The sequence below is a fragment of the Veillonella dispar genome, from assembly GCF_900637515.1.
Classification (GTDB): Bacteria; Bacillota; Negativicutes; order Veillonellales; family Veillonellaceae; genus Veillonella; species Veillonella dispar.
This window is the reverse complement of record NZ_LR134375.1, coordinates 873,706-896,118: the sequence shown is the minus strand read 5'-3', so window position 1 is coordinate 896,118 and position 22,413 is coordinate 873,706. Positions and strand designations below refer to the sequence as shown.

Sequence of the window (22,413 nt, the reverse complement as noted above, 5' to 3'; positions counted from 1 at the left end):
CTGTTTGTATTATATCCTAAGTTACCATTCAGAAAAAGAGGAGACCAACGGGCCTCCTCTTTCAATACCACTATATGATTACCAAGTTAAGTCATCAGTTTCTTGACGACCACGACCAGTCATAGCATCAAGCATGATTCGTTGTTCGATTTGAGCCACCATTTTCTTAGTGTTCACAACCGCATCTGGATTAACAGAAATGGAGTCGATACCACTCTTCACGAGGAATTCGCAAAGTTCAGGATACACACTTGGCGCTTGGCCACAGATGGATACAGTTTTACCATCTTTGTGAGCTACTTCGATGAGATGGCGAATTGCTCTACGAACTGCTAGATTCCGTTCATCATAGATATGTTGAACTGTTTCATTATCACGGTCACAGCCAAGAACGAGCATAGTCAAATCGTTAGAACCGATGGAATAACCATCTACATATTTATTGAATTGATCAGCTAAGATAATATTTGCTGGAATTTCAGCCATAAGCCAGATTTTGAAATCTTTACCGCGTACAAGGCCTTCTTGAGCCATTAAGTTAGTAACAAGTTCAGCTTCCTCTACAGTACGGCAGAATGGAATCATAACTTGTAAGTTTTTGAAACCAAACTCGTTACGTACTTTTTTGATTGCTTCTAATTCTAATTTGAAAGCAGGTGTATATTTAGGATCGTAGTAACGAGAAGCACCACGCCAGCCAAGTAATGCACTGGATTCATGTGGTTCGTATTTGTCACCACCTTTAAGATCACGGTATTCGCTAGATTTGAAGTCGCTCAAACGAACTACAACTTGGCGAGGAGCTAATGCTTGGCAAACTTTACGCATACCTTCTGCCAATGTATTTACAGCAAAATCACTGCGACCTGTTTCGATAAGGTGCAATGGATGTTCATGGATGAAAGTAGTCCAAATGAACTCTTCACGCATAAGGCCGATACCATCACAAGGCAATACACCATGTTTTTCAGCCAAATCAGGATCGCCTAAATTCATGTAAATCTTAGTACCTGTTACAGGAACAGATTCAGCAACAACATTTGCAGTAGCTTGTGCTTCTGGCTTTTTAACGATATCTTCTAATACGCCATCATATACGATACCATTTGTAGCGTCTACAGTAATCATTTGACCATCTTTAATGGATGTAGTCGCTTCATGGCTACGGCTCTTAGTACCTACGATACATGGAATACCAAGCTCACGACTAACGATGGACGCATGGCAAGTCATACCGCCGGCATCAGTAACGATGGCTTTCGCTTTTTTCATTGCTGGCACCCAGTCAGGAGCTGTCATAGCTGTAACAAGAATTTCTCCTTCTTTGAACTCATCAATATCCTCAGGATTGATGATAACATGAGCTTTACCAGCTGCATTACCAGGGGATGCTGGCAAACCTTTTACGATAATATCGCGATTACCTGCATCTAATGTGCTAGATTTTTCAGATACTTCTGGTTTTTCTTTGCGGGACCAAACTGTTTCTGGACGAGCTTGTAAAATCCAAATTCTACCGTCTCGTTCATCTACGCCCCATTCCATATCCATGTAGCAACCATAATGTTTTTCGATTGCTTTTGCATATTCAGCAAGCTCTAGAACTTGAGCATCTGTAATCACTTGTTGTTTAGCTTCATCTGCTGGAACAACTTCTTCAACGCAATCGCCGTCAGCTTTACGAACTAAACGGATATTTTTGTCATTAATCATGCGGTCTGTAATTTCCATTTTAGCTTTATCTACACGGAAATTATCTGGTGTAACGGTACCTTGTACAACGTATTCACCAAGACCCCAAGAGCCTTCAATAAGAATATTGTTGTCATTGCCTGTTACAAGGTCAACAGTGAACATTACGCCAGCCGCTTTAGAGAATACCATCATTTGAACAGCTGCACTCAATGCTACTGTCATATGATCGAAACCCTGTTTTACACGGTAATATGTTGCACGGTCTGTGAAAGTAGATGCATAGCATTCTTTTACTTTTTGAATAATAACATCAGCACCACGTACATTTAAATATGTATCTTGTTGTCCTGCAAAGCTTGCATCTGGCAAGTCTTCTGCTGTTGCACTAGAACGAACTGCTACGAATGGATTTTCTTCGTTTACTTTTTTACCAAGTTCTTCATAAGCATGACGAATAGCATCTGCCAATTCTTTAGGCATTTCTTCTTCGCAAATCATGCGGCGAATTTTAGCACATACTTCACGCAATAATGCAGAATTTTCTACATCATCTAATGCATCAAGTTCAGCGCGGATTTTATCTTCCAAACCTGTTGCTTTCATAAACTCACGATAACCATGAGCAGTTGTAGCAAAGCCGTAAGGTACAGGTACATTAGTGGAGGATGTCAATTCCCCTAAGGAAGAAGACTTACCACCAACTAAATTAACATCTTCACGTCGTAATTCATCAAACCAAAGTACGTATGCTGTTTCGCGATTCATGTGAGAACCTCCTAGATTAATTAGTGCAACACATTAAACCTTTTACACATAAATAGTATACCTTAATTTACAATCTGTCAATTTATATGAGGATTATTATGCAAATCTATCTCCCTATATATATCTAAAAAGTTCTTCAGTACTCGCCCAGTTAGCCCCCATATGGTGTATTGTTTATAAGGATAGAAATAAACGGAGTAGTTTTGTCTGATTTTCCAGTCAATGTTGTAGCCTTCTAATAAATGGAACGGAAAGTCTCTTAACGGTTTCGTCCCAATGTCTAGATGACCTACCGTTGGCTCCATGTCTAATAGATATTGTAATGGAACTGTGAATACCTCTCCTACTTCGTCTGGATTTGGTTTCAAATCGCTTGTATGCAGGCGCACGGCTACGGCATATAGCTTGACACCTATCGCAGATACTAAGCAGTCTAAATTGCCCAGAAGTTCAATTTGATCTAAATCGATACCCAGTTCCTCAGAGCATTCACGCATGGCAGCATGGGCACCACTTTTATCATTAGGCTCACAATGTCCACCAGGAAAACTGATTTCACCTGGTTGACGGCGTAGCTTATTACTGCGCACAGTAAATACTACATGATCTTCCCCATCGATTTCTAATAATGGTACAGCTACTGCCGCAGTTATAACATCAATATCGGTAAGAACAGTATGTTCTCGTTGTTCTAAAAAGTTGCTTAGTTCTTTGTCCATATATAGTCCTCTTACTTTATAGATACTATACGATATCTCTATAAATCTTTTATGTGTCAAATTTGTATTTTATATTTGTATCTGTATTTAAATTTGAATTTATATTTTACTTTCATTATACATGAACTTGTAAGTCATTTTTTGCTTTACAAACAACAGATTTAGTAGATAAATAATCTTATAGACCAAATAGACATAAAAAAACTGTGATGAGGTTTCTATCTCATCACAGTTTTATATTAGTTAAATTTAATTTTTACAAATTTACGTTTACCAACTTGAACGATCATGCCGTCTTCAAGGGTAAGGTTTTCTTCTGTATATTTTTCACCATTGACTTTGAAAGCACCAGCTTTAATGGATCGACGTGCTTCACCATTAGAAGCAGTCAAACCAGCATCTGTACAGAATTGTGGTACAAAGATTGGTTCTGTTGGCGCATCCATAGCGCATTCAGGAATATCTGTAGGCAATGCGCGTTGTTGGAATACACGTTTGAATTCCTCTTCTGCCTCAAGAGCAGCCTCTTCACCATGGTACAAACGAACGATGGTACGAGCTAATTGCATTTTAGCGTCACGTGGATGTAATTCACCACTTTCAAGACGTTTTTCCATGTCCTCTTGTTCTTCAATTGGCATATCTGTAACGAGCATGAAGTAGCGCATCATCAATTCATCAGGAATAGACATTGCTTTACCGTACATTTCTTTAGGTTCTTCGTCGATACCGATGTAATTGCCTAAAGATTTACTCATTTTTTGAACACCGTCAAGGCCTTCAAGCAATGGCATTGTGATAACAACTTGAGGTTCTTGACCTTCTAATTCTTGTAAATGACGGCCCATTAACAAGTTGAAAGTTTGGTCTGTACCACCAAATTCAACGTCAGCATGTAATGCTACAGAATCTTGACCTTGCATCAATGGATACATAAACTCATGAACACCAATAGCACGACCTTCTTTAAAGCGTTTATTGAAATCATCGCGTTCCATCATACGTGCTACAGTATAAGAGCTTGCCAAACGTAGAACATCCGCAAAGTTCATAGATTCTAGCCATTCACTATTGTCGCGGACGATCGTTTTTTCAGGATCTAACACTTTGAAGATTTGTGTTTTATAGGTTTCAGCATTTTTCAATACTTCTTCTTTTGTAAGTGGTGGACGAGTTACACTTTTACCAGTAGGATCACCAATACGCGCAGTGAAACCGCCGATAACGATCACTACTTGATGACCAAATTCTTGGAACAAACGTAGTTTACGAAGTGGTACTGTATGGCCTAAATGAATATCTGGCGCTGTTGGGTCCAAACCTAATTTTACAACTAAAGGTTTATTTTCCTTAATAGATTTTTCTATTTTCTTTACAAGATCTTGTTCATTAATTAAATCTGCTACGCCGTGTTTAATTTGGCGCACTTGTTCTTGAGCACTAACCATGATAATCCTCCTCGAAATACTATTGTTTTAGTATACCATTATCTAAAAACTTTCACAATTATATATATAGTATTGGTTTTAAGCCATATATGATATAATATTTATAACTGCGTAATAGAATTTACGTTATATTTACTAACAAAAGAAAAAAGAGGTGACTCTATGAGTAATAACTCAAATGCGAGAAGCAGCCGCCGTTCTAATGGTAGCGGCGCTACACCGAAGAAGACAAGTCCGAAGCGTCTATTTTGGATTTGTGCCCTTCTCCTTATACTCATCGTAGCCGGAGGTGGCTGTGGTTTCATCAGTGCTACACTGTCTAACCTACCAGATGTATCCAATGTACGTCCTTCTGCATCGTCTCAAATTTACGATGTCCATGGTAATCTCATCACAACGGTTCATTCCACAGAGAATAGATTACCAGTACCTTTAAAAGATGTACCAAAGGATTTACAAAATGCCTTTGTTGCTACTGAGGACTCTCGCTTCTATTCCCATCACGGTATCGACCCTGTTGGTATCTTGCGTGCTGTATGGGTTAACATTGTTCATAGTGGCGTATCTGAAGGTGGTTCTACAATCACTCAACAGTTAGCGCGTAATGCATTCTTATCTCAAGACAGAACATTTAAACGTAAAATTTCTGAAGCATTGCTAGCACTTAAAATTGAACAACATTACACTAAGGATGAAATCCTTGAAATGTACATGAACCAAATTTACTTTGGCCAAGGTGCATACGGTGTACAATCTGCAGCTCATGTATACTTTGGTAAGGATGCTAGCCAATTAACGCTAGCTCAAGCAGCACTCATTGCAGGCTTACCACAAAGTCCTAACTACTACTCTCCATTCAATGATTTGGAAGCTAGTAAAAAACGTCAAGCTGTTGTATTAGGCCAAATGGTTAAATACGGTTACATTACACAAGAGCAAGCTGATCAAGCACGTCAAGCAGATTTAGGCTTAGTGGCAAAGCAAGAACAAACGCATGAAAAATCTAATGCATCTTACTTCATTAACTATGTTATTGCACAAGTTTCTGAAAAATATGGCGACGATGCAATCTATAAAGATGTTTTAAAAATTTATACAACTCTTGATATGGATGCACAAAATGCAGCTGTAGCAGCAATGCAAAACTTGCCTAATTACTACACTGATAGCAATGGTTTACATCAACCACAAGGTGCTATCGTTGCTATGAACCCTCATAATGGTTACATTATGGCTATGGTTGGTGGCCGCGGTGATGATGCATTTAACCGTGCTACACAAGCAGAACGTCAACCAGGTTCCACTATGAAGCCATTTGTATATTTAGCAGCTATTCAATCTGGTAAAACTCCTGGTTCTATCGTAGATGATAGCCCTGTTACATTTGGTAACTGGAGCCCTAAAAACTATGAAAATGACTTCGAAGGTAATATTACATATCGCTATGCATTACAACATTCTCGTAACGTAGCTGCCGTAAAAGTTGCTGATGAAGTAGGCATGTCTAAGATTATTAAACTTGCCAAAGAAATGGGTATCACTACTCTTACAGATCAAGATAATAACTTGTCTACTGCACTTGGTGGTTTAACTCATGGTGTAACACCTCTTGAAATGGTTCAAGCTTATGGTGTACTCGCTAATGGTGGTATCAAGGTTCAACCTACGGCAATCGTTAAAATTGTAGACCGCAATGGTCAAGTTGTAGAAGAAAACTCTATTCAAGAAAAACGTGTTGTAGATGAAAAAGATGCAGCAATCATTACTAGCATGCTAGAATCTGTTATCAGTGGCGGTACTGGTGGTAATGCAGCAATCGGTCGCCCTGCAGCTGGTAAAACAGGTACAACAGATGATTCTAAAGATGCTTGGTTCATTGGTTATACACCTGATCTCGTAGCTGCCGTTTGGATTGGTGACGACTACGGTTCTGAAACATTACACGGTATTACAGGTGGTACTACACCAGCTGTTATGTGGGGGCAATTCATGGCTAATGCACTTGCCAACACCCCTGCATCTGACTTCTCCGTTCCTGCTAGCGCTCAATCAGCTGTTTCTGAAGGTTATTATAATCCTGTAAAAGCACAGCCTAAAAAAGAAGCTGCTAAGGACGAAAAAGCAGACAAAAAAGACGATAAAGACAAGTCAAAAGATGAAGCTGTAAAAGATGACAGTGGCTCAAAAGATGATGCAACTGAACAGAAATCTAATTCATCCAAAAGTAAAAAGTCTAGTAAAAAAGATCGTTAATCTCATACGCTAAAGGAGCGGAACATGTGTTCCGCTCCTTTCTTTTACGTAAAAAGGTAGTAAGTTCTAAGAACTTACTACCTCTTCTATTTCTATATAGGTATATGGCTATACCCCATAACCAATTTGATATACGATAATAATTTACTGTATTATCTATAACTATATCACTATTGTGTAGCTTTATTTCAAAACTACATTCGTAGCCCCTGCACCACCTTCGTCATAGCCTGCCGTTTCAAAATGAGCTACATGAGGTAAGGTACGCAAATATTGATGTACACCTTCTCGTAATGCGCCAGTCCCCTTACCGTGAATAATGCGCACTTGATTAACACCACCAAGTAAAGCTTGGTCAATAAATCTACCAACAGAAACTGTCGCTTCATCTACCGTTTGTCCAAGAATATTGATTTCAGTACGAACCTCTTTTTGGCGTTGTACGGCAGAGCCACCCATACGTTTTCTAGTCTTAGGCATAGCTGCTTTTTGTTCCCGTTCAAGCTTATTTCCTTCTTCACGTGTAGTAGATTGTAATTCGCTAACCTTTACAGTAGCTGTTAGTCCATTAATATCTACATTCACACGATTGCCATTGATAGCTAATACGGTACCTAATGAGCGTAAAGATGTAACATATACTGCTTGGCCTACCTTAATAGCATCTGCCGTCAAGGACTTACGATCATCATCTACTGGGGCTTCTGGTACATGTACATTAGAAATGCCCTTACGTGCAGCATTAATAGCAGATTGACGCTTATCCTTATTTGTTTCAGAGAATTGCGATTTCAATTGCTTAATAATCGCTTCCCCTTCGACGCGCAAGCTACGTTTCATAGATTCTGCATCAGCTTGAGCTTTGGCTAAGATTTGTTTACGCTTTTCGTTAAACTGTTTCTTTTCCTTCTCTAATTGACCACGCATGCGACGTGTTTCATCAAGCTCTTTCTTTAACGCTCTTTCCCGTTCAGATGCCTTACGAAGTTGCTCATTCAAATCTGAAAGAACTTCTTCCATTTCATGGCTACCAAATTGAGATTTATACTCTGCCGCGCGCGTTACGATATCTTTTGGTAAACCTAAGCGGGCCGCAATACTCAATGCATGGCTACTACCTGCTACACCAATATGAAGTCGATACGTTGGCTTTAAGGTACGCTCATCAAATTCTACATGGCCGTTTTCGATTCCTTCTGTATGGTATGCATAGTTTTTAAGCTCATTATAATGGGTACTTACCATCATAAGGGCACCTTTTTTACGGAAGAATTCAAGGATAGATACAGCTAAAGCACTACCTTCCTCTGGATCTGTACCAGATCCAAGCTCATCCAGCAATACCAAGTCATTTGGGCCACAATGTTTAATAATGGAAATAACTTGTGTCATATGAGCAGAGAACGTACTAAGGCTAGCCTCAATACTTTGTTCATCCCCAATATCGGCAAAGATATTTTGGAATATAGGCAACATTGAGCCGTGGTCTGCAGGGATAAATAGACCACATTGGTTCATTAAGCTCAATAACCCTAATGTTTTAAGAGAGACTGTTTTACCACCTGTATTAGAACCAGTAATCAATAAAATACGGTACGATGTACCTAATTGAATATTTGTAGGCACTACCACATTCGGTGGGATTAATGGGTGCCGAGCTCTCATGAGATTGACAGTTCTATCAGTACTCAAGATGGCCGGTACACCCTTATAAGAAATAGCAAGGCTCGCCTTACCATATACAAATTCGATGTGGGATACCTTTTCACAAGCATCCATCAAATCATTACTATGTTGTTTTACAAGGGCTGATAATTCACGGTAAATACGCAATACCTCTTGCTCTTCACCAATCAAAGCCTCTTGTAATTCATTATTTAGATTCACCAAGCGCATCGGTTCAATATAGAGTGTTTGACCCGTTGCAGAACGGTCGTGAATAAGACCATCAAAATATTGGCGATATTCCTGTTTTACAGGGATTACGTAGCGATTGTTACGCTGTGTAATGATCGTTTCTTGGAAATACTTCTGATTATCCTTGTCGTGTAAGATAGCTTGAATATCATTTTTGATCTTTTCCCGAGTTTTGATAATCGTATTTCTTAGGCTCGCCAACTTAGGAGATGCTGTATCAAGCAATTCCCCTTTTTCATCAAAGACGCGTTTAAAGCGATTTTCAATGCGATCTGTATTTGGCATATCCTGAACCCATAAGAATAGCAAAGGATATTCCATATATTTCGTTCTAAAGAACTTTGTCATCCGCTTATAAGCACCAATGGTTAAATAAATATCCCATAATGCTTCACGCGTAAGGACAAAGTCTTTACGACTCTTCTTACAGGACTCACGAATATCTCGCGTACCGCCTAACGGTTGTTCTACCTCAGTTTGTAAAGAACGCATGGCTTCTGCTGTTTCATCAAGGTTCTCTTGAATAGCTTTAGCATCCGTCATTGGTTCAATATGCATAGCTAATTCTTTAGCAATGGTAGAACTACAATGTTGTTGTAATTGTTCTTTTATATGGTGAAAGTCTAATACATCTTCGTTAAACAATGTACTACCTCTTTTATAAAATACCTCTAAAATAGTGGCCCCTTGTAATAGGTGTATCATCTTTACCTACACTCTTAGGCGGAGCCTCTTTTGTTCCATTTTGAATGGATACATAATCTGCTACGATAGTACGCAAACGATGTGGCGCCATATGTCGACCATCGATGCGCAATATATGTAGCCCTTTTCGATGTAACTCAGGTACATAGGCACGCATATCCATTTCATGACTATTCATGATGTGCATGCGGCAATAAGGATCGGTACGAAGTGGGAACACTTCCCCTTTACGGTCCTTCAATGCATAGTCTTCGCTTACACATGGCATAGGACAGTTTTCCTTTTTACCAGTGCCCACAAAGCTTGCGATGGCACAGTATTCGGAAATCATCATTTCCGTATACCCATGTACCATAATTTCTAATGGCAATTTAGTAGATTTTTGCAAGTTAACTAGTTGTGCCAATGTTAACTCTAAGGATGGTGCTATGCTACTCATATTAAAGTCTTGCCATACTTGTAGTGCTGATCCATTAAATATATTAAGCCCTGTATCAGCCTCAATAGCACCTGTATACCCTAAATCACGAAGCCATAATAACGCTTGTGGCACGTGAATAGAAATGCTATCTGGTTTAGCCTCAACTATGGCCTTAAGAGTATTCATGTACACCTCAACTTCATCGTCTTTCACAACTCGAGGCGTAGCAAATACACAAAGCACATTATGATCTTTACAAAGAGTAGCTACCTTTTCATAAATACTAAGTTCATAAGGCTTGCGTTGTAAACGGTCACCACCGAAGATAATCTTCTTAGCACCACCTTCAATAGCAGCTTTCTCAGCCTCTAATTCATCAACGCGAACACTCACCATAGGCTCTGTATACTGAATCGTATCCTTAGCTACTAAGGATGACATATCTTGAGGTTCTACGGCAAGTTCTGCCCAAGCTTTTTCATGATCTGTAATTAACAGAGTTTCTAAAGCCTCTACTGCATCGCGACGCAATGCATTCAAAACACTAGCAGGCCACATATATGGACCTTCTGGAATAGACATAGAAGCTAGAGTAAACAATGTATTACCTAATCTACCCACTTGATCTGTAACCTTCTCTAAACTAGTCGGTTTATTGTTAGCATAAACCGGTTCAAACTCATTAGATACTGTGACCGTACGACCGTCGTTTAATACAAAGGTAAGATCTGTACAAGGCTGTTCTCGGTCTGTATTAATAGATAGATACCCATGTACCTCTAATTTAGCACTAAAGTCTTGTAAGCCCCGTTGTTTTTGAGACTTTGGCGTGGATGCTAAGAATACTTGTCCTGCTGCAAAGCCTTCATCAGGTTTACCTACAAAATGCTTTTCATTTACTAAGGACCAATTCTGATCAATTTGGTAGTACGTAATACTACCAGAAGCTTGCATTACCTTTAAGAGTGATCCTTTTTCAATCGGTTCTGTTAGGTACAAATGAACTTGTCCCTTTTTGACCTCTGCTTTACCAATCAATTTCCCTTGATTATTTGGAGCCACAACGGTCATCATGGATTTCCCTACATGGTCTGTTAAGTAATCCGTAGAGAAGCCACGATTAAATCCTGATGCCAATGCATCAGCATCAGAAGAGTCTATATGAGCTGTATCTAAAATATGACGATAGGTCCCAATAACTTGACGCACATAGGAAACCTTTTTCATACGTCCTTCTACTTTAAAGGACGTAACACCGGCTGCAACGAGTTCATTCATATGCTCACTATAGTTAAGATCCTTTGGACTTAATAGATAGGCTTCATGTTTTGGCAACAAACTAGTACCTGAAGAATCCAACAATTCATAAGGTAAACGGCAAGGTTGTGCGCAAGCACCACGGTTACCACTACGACCACCGATGAAGGAACTCATTAAGCATTGACCAGAATAACATACGCACAACGCACCGTGTACGAAGACTTCAATTTCAGCTGTACAGTTTTTACAAATGTGTTCGATTTCAGCTAGGCTTAATTCACGGGCCAATACAACACGGGTAAAGCCGAGGCTTTCATAAAAACGCACAGCATCTAGCGTAGCAGCCGTCATTTGCGTACTTCCATGCAAGTGCAATTTAGGAGCCACACGTTGCGCTAGTTTAGCAACCGCTAAATCTTGAACGATGATAGCATCCACACCAATGCGTTCTAAGTCCTTTAAATACGCCTCGAGAGCCGTTAATTCGGAATCACCTATGAGGATATTTACAGTTACATATACGGACACATCTAGAATGTGGGCCAAACGAATAGCCTCCGCCAATTCTTCAATGCCAAAGTTTGCTGCATGAGCACGGGCATTAAAGCCTTTACCACCAAGGTAAATGGCATCAGCTCCAGATTCTAAAGCGGCTATAAAGTTTTCCATCGTACCGGCAGGAGCCAATAATTCCATGGACAATCCTTTCTACCTAACTAAAGGTATAACTATAGTACTAAAAGGGTTTACCATACGGTAAACCCTTTCAATATACTGCTTAAAATTAACGTAATTTGCAGTTAATTTCTGCTAATGCATCGATAATAGCTTGAATATTACCATCAATATCCTCATCATTCAACGTACCTTCCATAGACCGGAATTGTAAGTTGTATGCAAGGCTGCGGTAACCAGCTTCAATATGTTCACCTTCGTAAACGTCGAAGATAGATGCATTTTCTAAATATTCTCCACCATGCTCTTTGATGATGGATAAAATTTCGCCACTAGATACGGACACAGGTGCTACGATAGCAAGGTCACGACTAGTGCCTGGGAATTTACTGAAGGATGTATAACGGAATGCTGGAATCGTTAAGGATAATACGGCTTCCAAATCGATTTCAAACATGTATACTTTGCCAGGTAAGTCAAAGTTTTTGCTCACTTGTGGATGTAATTCCCCATACTGAGCAATCATTTTACCATCAACAACGTATTGAGCACTTACACCTGGGTGGAAGTATGGCTCAGTGCCGCGATTAATTTCATAACTTGTAACACCTAATTCAGCTAACAACGCATCTACAATACCTTTTACATCATAGAAATCTGTAGTGCGTTCTGCTTGATTCCAACCAGCTTGGTTTGCCTTGCCCATCAAGATACCGCAAGCCATAGGGCGTTCATGAGGTACTTCTGTTAAAGGCAATGCTTTTGGTTCATATACATTGGCTGTTTCAAATAACCAAAGATCCTTATTTTGTTGCGCAATATTGCGTTTAGCTGCTTCAATAACAGCTGGTACCAATGTAGTACGCATATAAGGGAACTCTTCAGAAATAGGGTTCAAGATTGGGATGGCAGTATAACGGCTATCCACTTCAGGAAGCATCATGTTAGTAAGACCATCTTTATGCATGAAGCTAAATGTAATGATTTGAGTCATACCCAATTTAGCCAATGCATGAGTTACCTCTTTAGTAAGAGCTTTCTTAGGTGTCATGCCACCAGAGGATAATACGGCAACCGGAATTGTAGGCTTAATATTATCATAGTTGTAAATACGAGCCACTTCTTCAGCGATATCAGGCATCACTGTTACGTCGCCACGCCATGTTGGAACGAGAGCAGACAATTTATCGCCATCTTCAGTTACAACGAACTCAAGGGCAGTCAAAATACGAACCATTTCGTCTTTTTCAATGTTTGTACCCAAGTAATCGTTAATTTGTTCTGCTGTAAAAGTAACAGTATGTTGTTCTACAGGATTTTTATATACATCGATAACGCCTACATCAACTTTACAAGTAGGACAGATTTGTTGTAATAATTGAGCTGCTCTATCGATAGCATAAGCAGTGTATTTATGATTTACACCACGTTCGAAACGACCAGATGCTTCGGAACGCATGCCAAGAGCTTTAGATGTACGACGAATGGATGGACCATTGAATACGGCAGCTTCGAACAAAACGGTAGTCGTTTCATTTGTCACTTCACTATCAAAGCCACCCATGATACCAGCTACACCTACTGGACGTTCTGTATCGGCAATGATGAGCATGGAGTCATTCAATTCGCGTTCAGAACCATCAAGTGTAACAAGAACTTCACCATTTTTAGCGCGTCTTGCCACCAATTGATGACCTTTTACATGGTCATAATCATAGGCATGCATAGGTTGACCAAGTTCTAACATAACATAGTTTGTAACGTCTACTACGTTATTGATAGGACGAATGCCACTGTTACGCAAACGGTTTTGTATCCACAATGGGGATGGCTCAACCTTAACATCAGTTACTACGCGAGCAGTAAAACGAGTACAAAGATCATCCGCTTCAATGGATACAGATGCTTTTCCTTCAATAGACTCGCCATTTTCGTTAACCATGATAACAGGGAATAAAGCTTTTTGGTTTGTCATAATACCGAATTCACGGGATAAACCAACCATGGAGAAGCAATCTGCTCGGTTAGCAGTCAATTCAAATTCATACACTGTATCATTTAAGCCTAAAACGTCTTTTACATCAAGACCAATTGGTGTATTTTCAGGGAAAATATAAATGCCTTGAGCTTCTTCAGGCAATACTAAATCACTAGAAATGCCAAATTCTGCAACGGAGCAGAACATGCCTTCAGAAACTACACCGCGCAATTTACCTTTTTTAATCTCTGTGCCATCAGCTAAGCGAGATTTATGATACGCCACAGGCACGATTTGGCCTACTGCAACATTGGTAGCAGCTGTTACGATTTGTTTTGTAACAGGTTCACCTTCTTCTGTAAGGCATTCAACTTGGCATACTTGTAATTTATCTGCATCTGGATGTTTTGTAATCTCCACGATTTTACCAGTATAAATTTTCTTAATGCCATTATCCATAGCAATGACATCTTCTACAGGAATACCAGCTTGTGTTAATTCATCGGCCAATTCTTGAGCAGGACGATTCATATCCACAGGCACGTATTCGTTCATCCACTGTAAACTTGCTTTCATGAGTTCCTCCTAAAATTGTTCCAAGAATCGTACATCATCTTCAAAGAATAGACGTAAATCATTAATGCCATATAAAAGCATAGCAATACGTTCTACGCCCATACCAAAGGCAAAGCCTTTAACCTTTTCAGGATCGTACCCATTAATACGCAATACATCAGGATGAACCATACCGCATCCTAAGATTTCAAGCCAACCTGTATGAGAACATACACGGCAACCTTCACCACCACACATTACACAGGAAATATCTACTTCTGCAGATGGTTCTGTAAATGGGAAGAAGCTTGTACGGAAACGTACTTTTGTTTCATCCCCATACATATGACGCAAGAAGGACTCTAATGTGCCTTTCAAATCAGCAAATGTAATATGCTCATCGATGATGAGACCTTCCACTTGATGGAATACTGGGGAATGTGTTGCATCATAATCCCAACGATAAACCTTACCAGGCGCAATCATACGGATTGGGCTATTAGGCTCATGACGTTGCATTGTACGAGCTTGTACTGGAGATGTATGCGTACGCAATAAGAAGTTTTCTGTAATATAGAAGGAATCTTGCATATCACGTGCAGGATGGTCTTTAGGCAAGTTTAAGCATTCGAAGTTAAAGTAATCCTGTTCAATTTCTGGCCCCTCTTCAACGGTATACCCCATTTTCATGAAGAAGTCCTCAATCATTTCATTAACCTTAGTTAATGGATGGATATGACCAGCTTTTTGTGCACGACCAGGCAATGTAATATCGATGCGTTCTTGTTCTAAACGAGCGTTTAACTCTGCCGTTTCCATACGAACTTTAACCGTATCAATTTCGGCTTCTAATGCTTCACGAACAGCATTAACGAGGGCGCCAGCCTTCGGGCGTTCTTCTGGAGATAATTTACCAAGACCTTTTAGTAATGCCGTTACCTCACCTTTTTTACCTAAATATTTAACGCGTATATCTTGCAGTGATTGTATATCTGTCAACCCTTTAATCGCATCAAGAGCTTCAGCCTTAATCCGTTGTAATTCTTCTTTCATTAAAGCATCCTCCTATATTTAAAAGTCTAAACTATATTATACCAAATCAGGGTTGTCTTCTTCAATAAAACGCCATGGTAATTCAGGTAATGACTTCTCTTCTAGTACAAAAAATGTACCACGTGCCAAGTGAACAAGTTCACCTAATTCATTATAGATACGTGCTGTAGCAACCATAGTTGTTTTACCATTATGCTCTACATTGGCTACACCACGCAATACAGTACCACCCTTAACAGCTTTCACATAGTTACCATTAAGATCAATAGTGCTAACAGATTTGCCCAATGTGAAACAAGCGGTCCCCATTACACTATCTGCTAAACCAATACAAACGGCACCATGTAAATCCCCTCGGAAATTACAATACTCTGTATCATTTGTTTGTAAGGTCATTTCTGCATGACCTGGTTCAACTGCTGTAATTTCAGAATCTTTTACCCAAGAAAATGGATTCTGATTTCGTAATTCGTTGAAATATTCTAACAATGTTGTAGCCATAAGGTTCTCCATTCAATATACTTACCCGTAGATTAGGTAATCTACATACCCCGTTTATTACAAATTACTTGCATGAAATGATTTAGAGCGTTCTTGCAAAAAAACTCAGTACAAACATCAGGACCACCCGTAAAACGGGTGGTTTGCTCACGGGCTATAAGCCCGTAGTACTAGGCCAGCGTCTAAAGGCGCTGGCTTTCACTACGTTCAAGCCGCATAGCCATTGACTCGTAACGGTCCCCTTAAAGGGGATATGTATTACTTGCTACCCTTAAAAGGGTCCTCATATTCTTTTACACTAAGTTTATCTTTCATTTGGTCATGTAATTCTTGCTCACGTATATATTTTTTTACGGTAGCTTCATTTAATCCTACCGTACTTACATAATATCCCTCGGACCAAAAGTGTCTATTTCCAAATTTATACTTTAAGTTTGCGTGTTTATCGAACATCATTAGCGCACTTTTACCCTTTAGATATCCCATAAAAGATGAAACTGATATTTTAGGTGGAATTAACACTAGCATATGCACATGATCTGCCATAAGCTCCCCCTCTATAATCTTGACGCCCTTATATTCACATAAACGTCTCAGTATTTCACGTAAACTATTTCTATATTGATTATATATAACTTTACGTCTATACTTAGGTGTAAATACTATGTGGTATTTGCATAACCATTTTGTGTGCGCAAGGCTCTGTGTCTTTGTTGCCATATAAAATCACCTTTCTTTTGTATATAATGCGGCTTGAACACCTACATTATACTTAAGCAAGGTGATTTTTTTGTATAACTTTCGTTGCCGCACCCGCATAGCGGGTGGTTTTATGATTCGCGACTACGTCGCGAACCAGTCTAAAGACAATAATAAAAATGGTGCGTTACATCATACATATTGTATCATGCAACGCACCATATGCGAATAACTCTATCTATTTATTAGTATGTTCTTAAAAATACACACTTACAATTCAAGACTATTCATAATGTAATGCATCTATTGGATTGAGTTTTGCCGCCTTGCGAGCTGGATAAATACCAAAGATCAAACCAATTGCCATAGAGAAGGCAAAAGACATTACAATAGTTGGTATAGATATAACTGTACTCATGCCTGAAGCCATACCAATTAACTTAGAGGCCCCTATACCGAGTGCAATACCTATGATGCCCCCCATCAGACTGATAACAACAGCCTCGATAAGGAACTGTGTAACGATAACACTATAAGTTGCACCTAAAGCCTTACGCACCCCAATTTCTCTTGTCCGTTCTGTTACTGATACGAGCATAATATTCATAATGCCGATACCACCAACAACGAGCGAGATAGCAGCTACAGCGCCAAGGAATAATGTTAATGTTCCTGTAGTTTCCTCCATAGTTTCCATGATAGAGTTCATGTTCTGAATATTGAAATCATCTAGATTAGTATCCTTGATTCCATGACGTACGCGCAATAGGTTTTCAATATCGGATTGTAAACGATCGATACCGTTTTCATCCTTACCTACTACGTAGATCATTCGAAGATAATCAACACCTTCTACCCGTTCCATGGCTGTAGTATACGGGATAACAACCATATCATCTTGGTCATTACCCATAGCACCACTGCCCTTACTATTAAGGACACCAATGATACGGAACGGAATGTTTTTAACACGAATTTCTGCACCTACTGGATCTTCATCACCAAATAGATTTTTAACAACTGTTTTACCTACTACTGCGACGCGTTCACGATTCTGTACATTCTTTTCAGATAAGAAGCGACCAGATTTCATAGACCAATTGTTTACATCTAAATAGTTATAACTAACACCAGATACAGAAGTGGTCCAGTTTTTATTTTGATAAATTACTACATACGAACCATTTGTCATCGGACTGGCAGCTTTCACACCATCCAATTTTGAAATCGCTTCGTAATCAGAAACCTTTAAAGACTTCATAGAACCTGCAGAAGGTCGAACCCCTGGTGTGCGTGGTGCCCCAGGCATAACCATCAATAGATTAGATCCTAAGCTAGAGATGGAGTTTTGAATATCTTGCTTTACACCATTACCAATGGATACTAAGGCAATTACGGCAGCTACACCGATAATAATGCCTAACATGGTTAAAATGGAACGCATTTTATTAGCAATGAGGGATGCCCATGCCATTAAGAAACTCTCTTTATACATGTGGCACCTCCTGTACAGGCGTCATATTGAGATTTTGAGAGTCCTCTACAATCAAACCATCGCGCAATACTACATTACGACTTGCATAGGTTGCAATTTCAGGTTCATGAGTAACGAGGATAATTGTACGCCCTTCATCATAGAGACCTCTAAAGATATTCATAACATCAATAGTCGACTTGGAGTCAAGGTTGCCTGTCGGTTCATCGGCCATGATGATAGCAGGATTATTCGCTAACGCGCGAGCTATGGCTACACGTTGACGCTGACCACCAGATAACTCAGATGGCAAGTGATCCATACGATCCCCAAGGCCAACAGAGGATAACAATGCAGCGGCACGTTCATTACGTGACTTTTTATCCATCCCTGCATAAATCATAGGGAGCGCCACATTCTCTAAAGCTGTCAATTTTGTTAATAAGTTAAAACTTTGGAATACAAAGCCTATTTGTTTGTTTCGTACAAAGGCCAATTCATCATCGGATAAAGTAGCTACCTCATCGCCATTAAGGCGGTATGAACCTGTCGTTGGTCTGTCTAAACAGCCAAGAATGTTCATAAAGGTAGACTTACCAGAACCGGAAGGACCCATAATAGATACGAATTCGCCTTTATTGACCTGTAAATCAATACCATGTAAAACAGGCACCGATAATTTACCATTTACATAGGTCTTTGTAATCCCTTGTATATCGATTACTGCTTGATTCATATTCACCTACTATTAGAATGGTCCACGGTTATTATTCTTAGGTGCCGTTACATCACCGCTTACGATGATTTCATCACCTTCAGATAAACCTTTTAAAATTTGTACATTAGTATCCCCAGTTACACCTGTAGAAACAGCTGTACGTACTGGTTGACCATCTTTAATAACATATACGTATTCACCTTGCTTATCTGTACGCACTGCCGTAAGAGGTACTACTAATGTATTTTTAATATCTTCACCAAAGATGGTTGCACGAGCCGTCATAGATGGTAAGAAGTTGTTGGAAATATTTTCAGGAATTTGAACCTTTACAGTATAGTAAACAACACTGTTGCTTGTAGCACCCATGTTACCTTTTGTACCCTTTGCGATTTCAGATACGTAGCCTGTGAAAGTTTCACCTGGTTTAGAGTCTACAGTAAATTCTACTTTAGCACCTTGTTTGATACTACCAATATCTGTTTCATCTACAGTTAAGTAAATTTCTAAGTCACTTAAATCTGCAATAGTAGCGATAATCATTTGTGTAGAAATACCAGTACTGATAGTTTGACCAGCTTTCAATGGTGTGCCTATAACAGTGCCAGACATTGGTGCTGTAATTGTAGCATCGCTTAAATCTGCTGCTGCCCGGTCATACGTAGATTTTGCACGTTCATAAGATGTTACAGAATCATCATAGGTTTGTTGAGCGATAGCATTTTGGTCTGCTAATGCTTTATAACGATTCATATCAAGTTCTGCCTTAGCTAATGCAGCTCGTGCATCATCTGCAGAGGCTTGCAATTGACGTGTATCAATATAAGCAATAACTTGACCAGCTGTAACTTGATCATTCTCTTTTACTAAGACTTTTTCAAGCTTACCAGCCACATTCGTAGAAACGTCTACATAATTGACAGGGTTAATAGTACCAGTTGCACTAATACTAGTTTTTACATCACCCTTTTCTACCTTACCAGTAGTATATAAGTTTTGTGTTTGCTTAGAACCTTCGCTATGCATGTAGTAGTATGTACCACCACCAAGAACACAAAGAACAACAGCACCTGCAATAATGCGTTTACGATGCTTTTGTAAAAATTCTTTCATTATAATCTCCTTATATTAAAACGAAGATATTGGCACAACATGTATCGTTCCTAACAATACTATTAGTAATTTTAAATTATACAATACCAATTACTTTTATGCAATATAATTTCATTAATGAATAATTGATGATAAAAGAAAATGACCCTTGCGGGTCATTAATAGTTTTAACTGCTTAATATAGATAATAATGTATAATCCTTTTCATTAATAGGAAATACAAGACTTTCAGCCTCTTGATAGGAAATAGCACGAATGTGACCATCAATATATCCAATTAGTCGATTATCTGTACCATTCATCAATAACTCAATACAAGTTTCACTCATACGTGCCGATAAAATAGCATCGAATGCAGAAGGACCGCCACCGCGTTGTAAATATCCTAATACAGTCAAACTTGGATCAAATTCCGTATGCTCCTTAATGAAGGATTTTACTTCTCCACTATTATATGCACCTTCAGCAACGAGTATCACACTATATTCTTTACCCCGAATCTGTGTTTCCTTTAAATGACGACAGACCTCATGTAAAGGCATAGGATTTTCAGGAACGAGTACAATTTCAGCACCACAGGCAAGGCCAGCTTTAAGTGCAATATGACCTGCTTTACGACCCATTACCTCTACAATGGCTACCCGTTCATGGGAATTAGATGTATCACGAATTCTTCCAACCGCATCAACTACAGTATTAAGCGCCGTATCAAAGCCTATAGTATATTGAGTACCACCCATATCATTATCTATGGTGCATGGAATTGTCATTGTAGACATGCCAAGCTTAGCTAAACTCATAGCGCCTCGCATAGAACCATCGCCACCGATAACAATAAGGTGATCAATATTATGAGCTTTCAAAATATCGTAAGCTTTACGCTGAACATCTTCATTTTGAAACTCAGGAAAACGAGCTGTTTTTAGCATGGTACCGCCTTGAGTAATAATACCACCTACAGAACGGTTTGCTAAAGGAACAAATTGTTCTTCCATAATACCTAAATAGCCACGTTCAATACCGAAAACTTCAAAGCCTTCATGAATGGCTTTTCTAGTTAGCGCTCTTATGGCGGCGTTCATTCCAGGTGCGTCTCCGCCGCTTGTTAGTATTGCGATTCTTCTCATATCCATTACCCCCTTGTGGTGTACGTTGTTTGGATATAGTTTCTTTCTTATGTCCTGTAACCGCTTGATTAGATTTCTTATGTTTGCGATGTTTGTCATTACCAGCTTTATAAGAAACTGCCTTATTAGATGGTTCTTTTTTTAAGACTATTTGCTTAGTTTCTGTATCATTAGAAATCCGTTTATTAAAGCATTGTGTTTTAGATAAGCTGGGATTATCTAATTTATTTCTTAGAAAATTATTAAATTGTAATTCTTGAGATGGCTCTTTACCATCTCTATTTTCCGTATCATTGGGTTGACGTCTTGCTTTAAATTGAACACCTGAGGTAACTAACTCATCCTCAATACGTTGCATAAAATCATAGGTCCGACCATTTGTTGTATCTAGTACAAAATCACACTGCTTATACACCGGTTTCCAGGATTGTATCATAGCATGTACAAAGGCATGAACATTGTTATAATCCATGGTTGGCCGTTTCCCAATACGGCGATTCACACGACTGACAATGCGAAATTGTGCAGCTCGGATACCAATGATATAAGAATATTTCTTCAATATCTTTAATGTGCGATGTTCAATGGGAAAATTACCACCTACGGAGATGACTGCTTCGTGATATAAGCAAACCTTTTTCAGTACATCCATTTCTGCACGTCGGAATGCTTTTTCCCCAATTTTCTTGAATATTTCAGCAATAGGCAACCCAAAACGACCTTCTAATACGCGATCGGTATCTACAAATTGCCATCCCTTGCGTTCCGCAAGATTACGACCGAAATGGCTCTTGCCACTCCCCATAGAACCGATGAGCATAATATTTCGTTTTATTATCATCTGTTATGTGCCCCTTATTATTTCATATCCTTCATTGTACTATAAAATGCAACAAAAACAAAGACAGACTATAGAATAACAATCTATAATCTGTCTCTATTAATATTACTATAAAAGAATATATATTAAGACCTTATAGTCGGTTTTACTGCACAATGTACATACACAACATTGCCTTTTCGTTCTATGTCCTCTATTTCTATACGGCGTGAAGGGTCTTTTGCTTCAACAGTATTAATCCAGTTGATTAGGCGTTCTGTGCTTCCTAATAAATTTAACTCTAATACACCTTCATGCTCATCAGTACTAACAATCATTAATGGTTCTCCTTGCAAAGACTCAAAAACACTAGTATTAGAACTTGTGTTCGACAGCTTATTTTCTGTAAAAGACGCTAGTAATTTTGCTTCCTTAGATGCGATATAATCTGACTCAACCTGCATTTGGATAACATAATTTTCTTGTCGTTCTTTCAAATGAGTCGCTTTGTGATCTA

Annotated in this window: 16 protein-coding genes; 1 reads left to right on the top strand and 15 read right to left on the bottom strand. The window is 39.1% G+C overall.

The window, feature by feature from the left end; genetic code table 11:
* Positions 1 to 78 precede the first annotated feature (78 nt).
* From ppsA to tyrS, 3 genes are all read right to left on the bottom strand, one after another.
* Positions 79 to 2,460, bottom strand: coding sequence for a phosphoenolpyruvate synthase (gene ppsA, locus EL171_RS04075; RefSeq protein ID WP_005386329.1), 2,382 nt, complete (start codon positions 2,458 to 2,460; stop codon positions 79 to 81).
* 77 nt (positions 2,461 to 2,537) lie between these two features.
* Positions 2,538 to 3,179, bottom strand: coding sequence for an NUDIX hydrolase (locus EL171_RS04070; RefSeq protein ID WP_005386328.1), 642 nt, complete (start codon positions 3,177 to 3,179; stop codon positions 2,538 to 2,540).
* Positions 3,180 to 3,418: 239 nt separating this feature from the next.
* Positions 3,419 to 4,627 (bottom strand): tyrosine--tRNA ligase, encoded by a 1,209-nt coding sequence (tyrS, locus tag EL171_RS04065; protein WP_005386327.1) that lies wholly within the window; start codon positions 4,625 to 4,627, stop codon positions 3,419 to 3,421.
* A 162-nt stretch (positions 4,628 to 4,789) separates the two neighbouring features.
* On the opposite strand from tyrS, the gene EL171_RS04060 reads away from it, so the two are divergent.
* Positions 4,790 to 6,880, top strand: a complete 2,091-nt coding sequence (locus EL171_RS04060) for a transglycosylase domain-containing protein (RefSeq protein WP_005386326.1) — start codon at positions 4,790 to 4,792, stop codon at positions 6,878 to 6,880.
* 183 nt (positions 6,881 to 7,063) lie between these two features.
* Here EL171_RS04060 and EL171_RS04055 read toward each other — a convergent pair whose 3' ends face one another.
* The 12 genes from EL171_RS04055 to EL171_RS09975 form a co-directional block, all read right to left on the bottom strand.
* Positions 7,064 to 9,442, bottom strand: coding sequence for an endonuclease MutS2 (locus tag EL171_RS04055; protein WP_039969363.1), 2,379 nt, complete (start codon positions 9,440 to 9,442; stop codon positions 7,064 to 7,066).
* A 13-nt stretch (positions 9,443 to 9,455) separates the two neighbouring features.
* A complete protein-coding gene (locus EL171_RS04050; RefSeq protein WP_005386324.1) occupies positions 9,456 to 11,879 on the bottom strand; it encodes a U32 family peptidase in 2,424 nt (807 codons plus the stop codon).
* An 88-nt stretch (positions 11,880 to 11,967) separates the two neighbouring features.
* Positions 11,968 to 14,412, bottom strand: a complete 2,445-nt coding sequence (pheT, locus tag EL171_RS04045) for a phenylalanine--tRNA ligase subunit beta (RefSeq protein ID WP_005386322.1) — start codon at positions 14,410 to 14,412, stop codon at positions 11,968 to 11,970.
* A 9-nt stretch (positions 14,413 to 14,421) separates the two neighbouring features.
* On the bottom strand, positions 14,422 to 15,444 hold the full coding sequence (gene pheS, locus EL171_RS04040) for a phenylalanine--tRNA ligase subunit alpha (RefSeq protein WP_005386321.1): 1,023 nt from the start codon (positions 15,442 to 15,444) through the stop codon (positions 14,422 to 14,424).
* Positions 15,445 to 15,480: 36 nt separating this feature from the next.
* The gene (locus tag EL171_RS04035; protein ID WP_024061874.1) at positions 15,481 to 15,945 is read right to left on the bottom strand and encodes a PaaI family thioesterase; all 465 of its coding nucleotides are present in this window, start codon (positions 15,943 to 15,945) and stop codon (positions 15,481 to 15,483) included.
* Positions 15,946 to 16,203: 258 nt separating this feature from the next.
* A complete protein-coding gene (gene tnpA, locus EL171_RS04030; protein ID WP_005380067.1) occupies positions 16,204 to 16,665 on the bottom strand; it encodes an IS200/IS605 family transposase in 462 nt (153 codons plus the stop codon).
* A gap of 262 nt (positions 16,666 to 16,927) precedes the next feature.
* Complete coding sequence (locus EL171_RS04025; protein ID WP_005386315.1) at positions 16,928 to 18,139, bottom strand: ABC transporter permease; 1,212 nt, start codon at positions 18,137 to 18,139, stop codon at positions 16,928 to 16,930.
* Complete coding sequence (locus tag EL171_RS04020) at positions 18,132 to 18,854, bottom strand: ABC transporter ATP-binding protein (protein ID WP_005386312.1); 723 nt, start codon at positions 18,852 to 18,854, stop codon at positions 18,132 to 18,134. Before EL171_RS04020 ends, EL171_RS04025 begins: the two co-directional genes overlap by 8 nt.
* A gap of 12 nt (positions 18,855 to 18,866) precedes the next feature.
* A complete protein-coding gene (locus EL171_RS04015; protein ID WP_005386310.1) occupies positions 18,867 to 19,949 on the bottom strand; it encodes an efflux RND transporter periplasmic adaptor subunit in 1,083 nt (360 codons plus the stop codon).
* Between the two features lie 167 nt (positions 19,950 to 20,116).
* Positions 20,117 to 21,031, bottom strand: coding sequence for an ATP-dependent 6-phosphofructokinase (locus tag EL171_RS04010; RefSeq protein ID WP_005386308.1), 915 nt, complete (start codon positions 21,029 to 21,031; stop codon positions 20,117 to 20,119).
* A complete protein-coding gene (locus EL171_RS04005; protein WP_005386306.1) occupies positions 21,003 to 21,917 on the bottom strand; it encodes a shikimate kinase in 915 nt (304 codons plus the stop codon). Before EL171_RS04005 ends, EL171_RS04010 begins: the two co-directional genes overlap by 29 nt.
* A 125-nt stretch (positions 21,918 to 22,042) precedes the next feature.
* On the bottom strand, positions 22,043 to 22,393 hold the full coding sequence (locus EL171_RS09975) for a hypothetical protein (protein WP_232013654.1): 351 nt from the start codon (positions 22,391 to 22,393) through the stop codon (positions 22,043 to 22,045).
* Between the last annotated feature and the right edge of the window lie 20 nt (positions 22,394 to 22,413).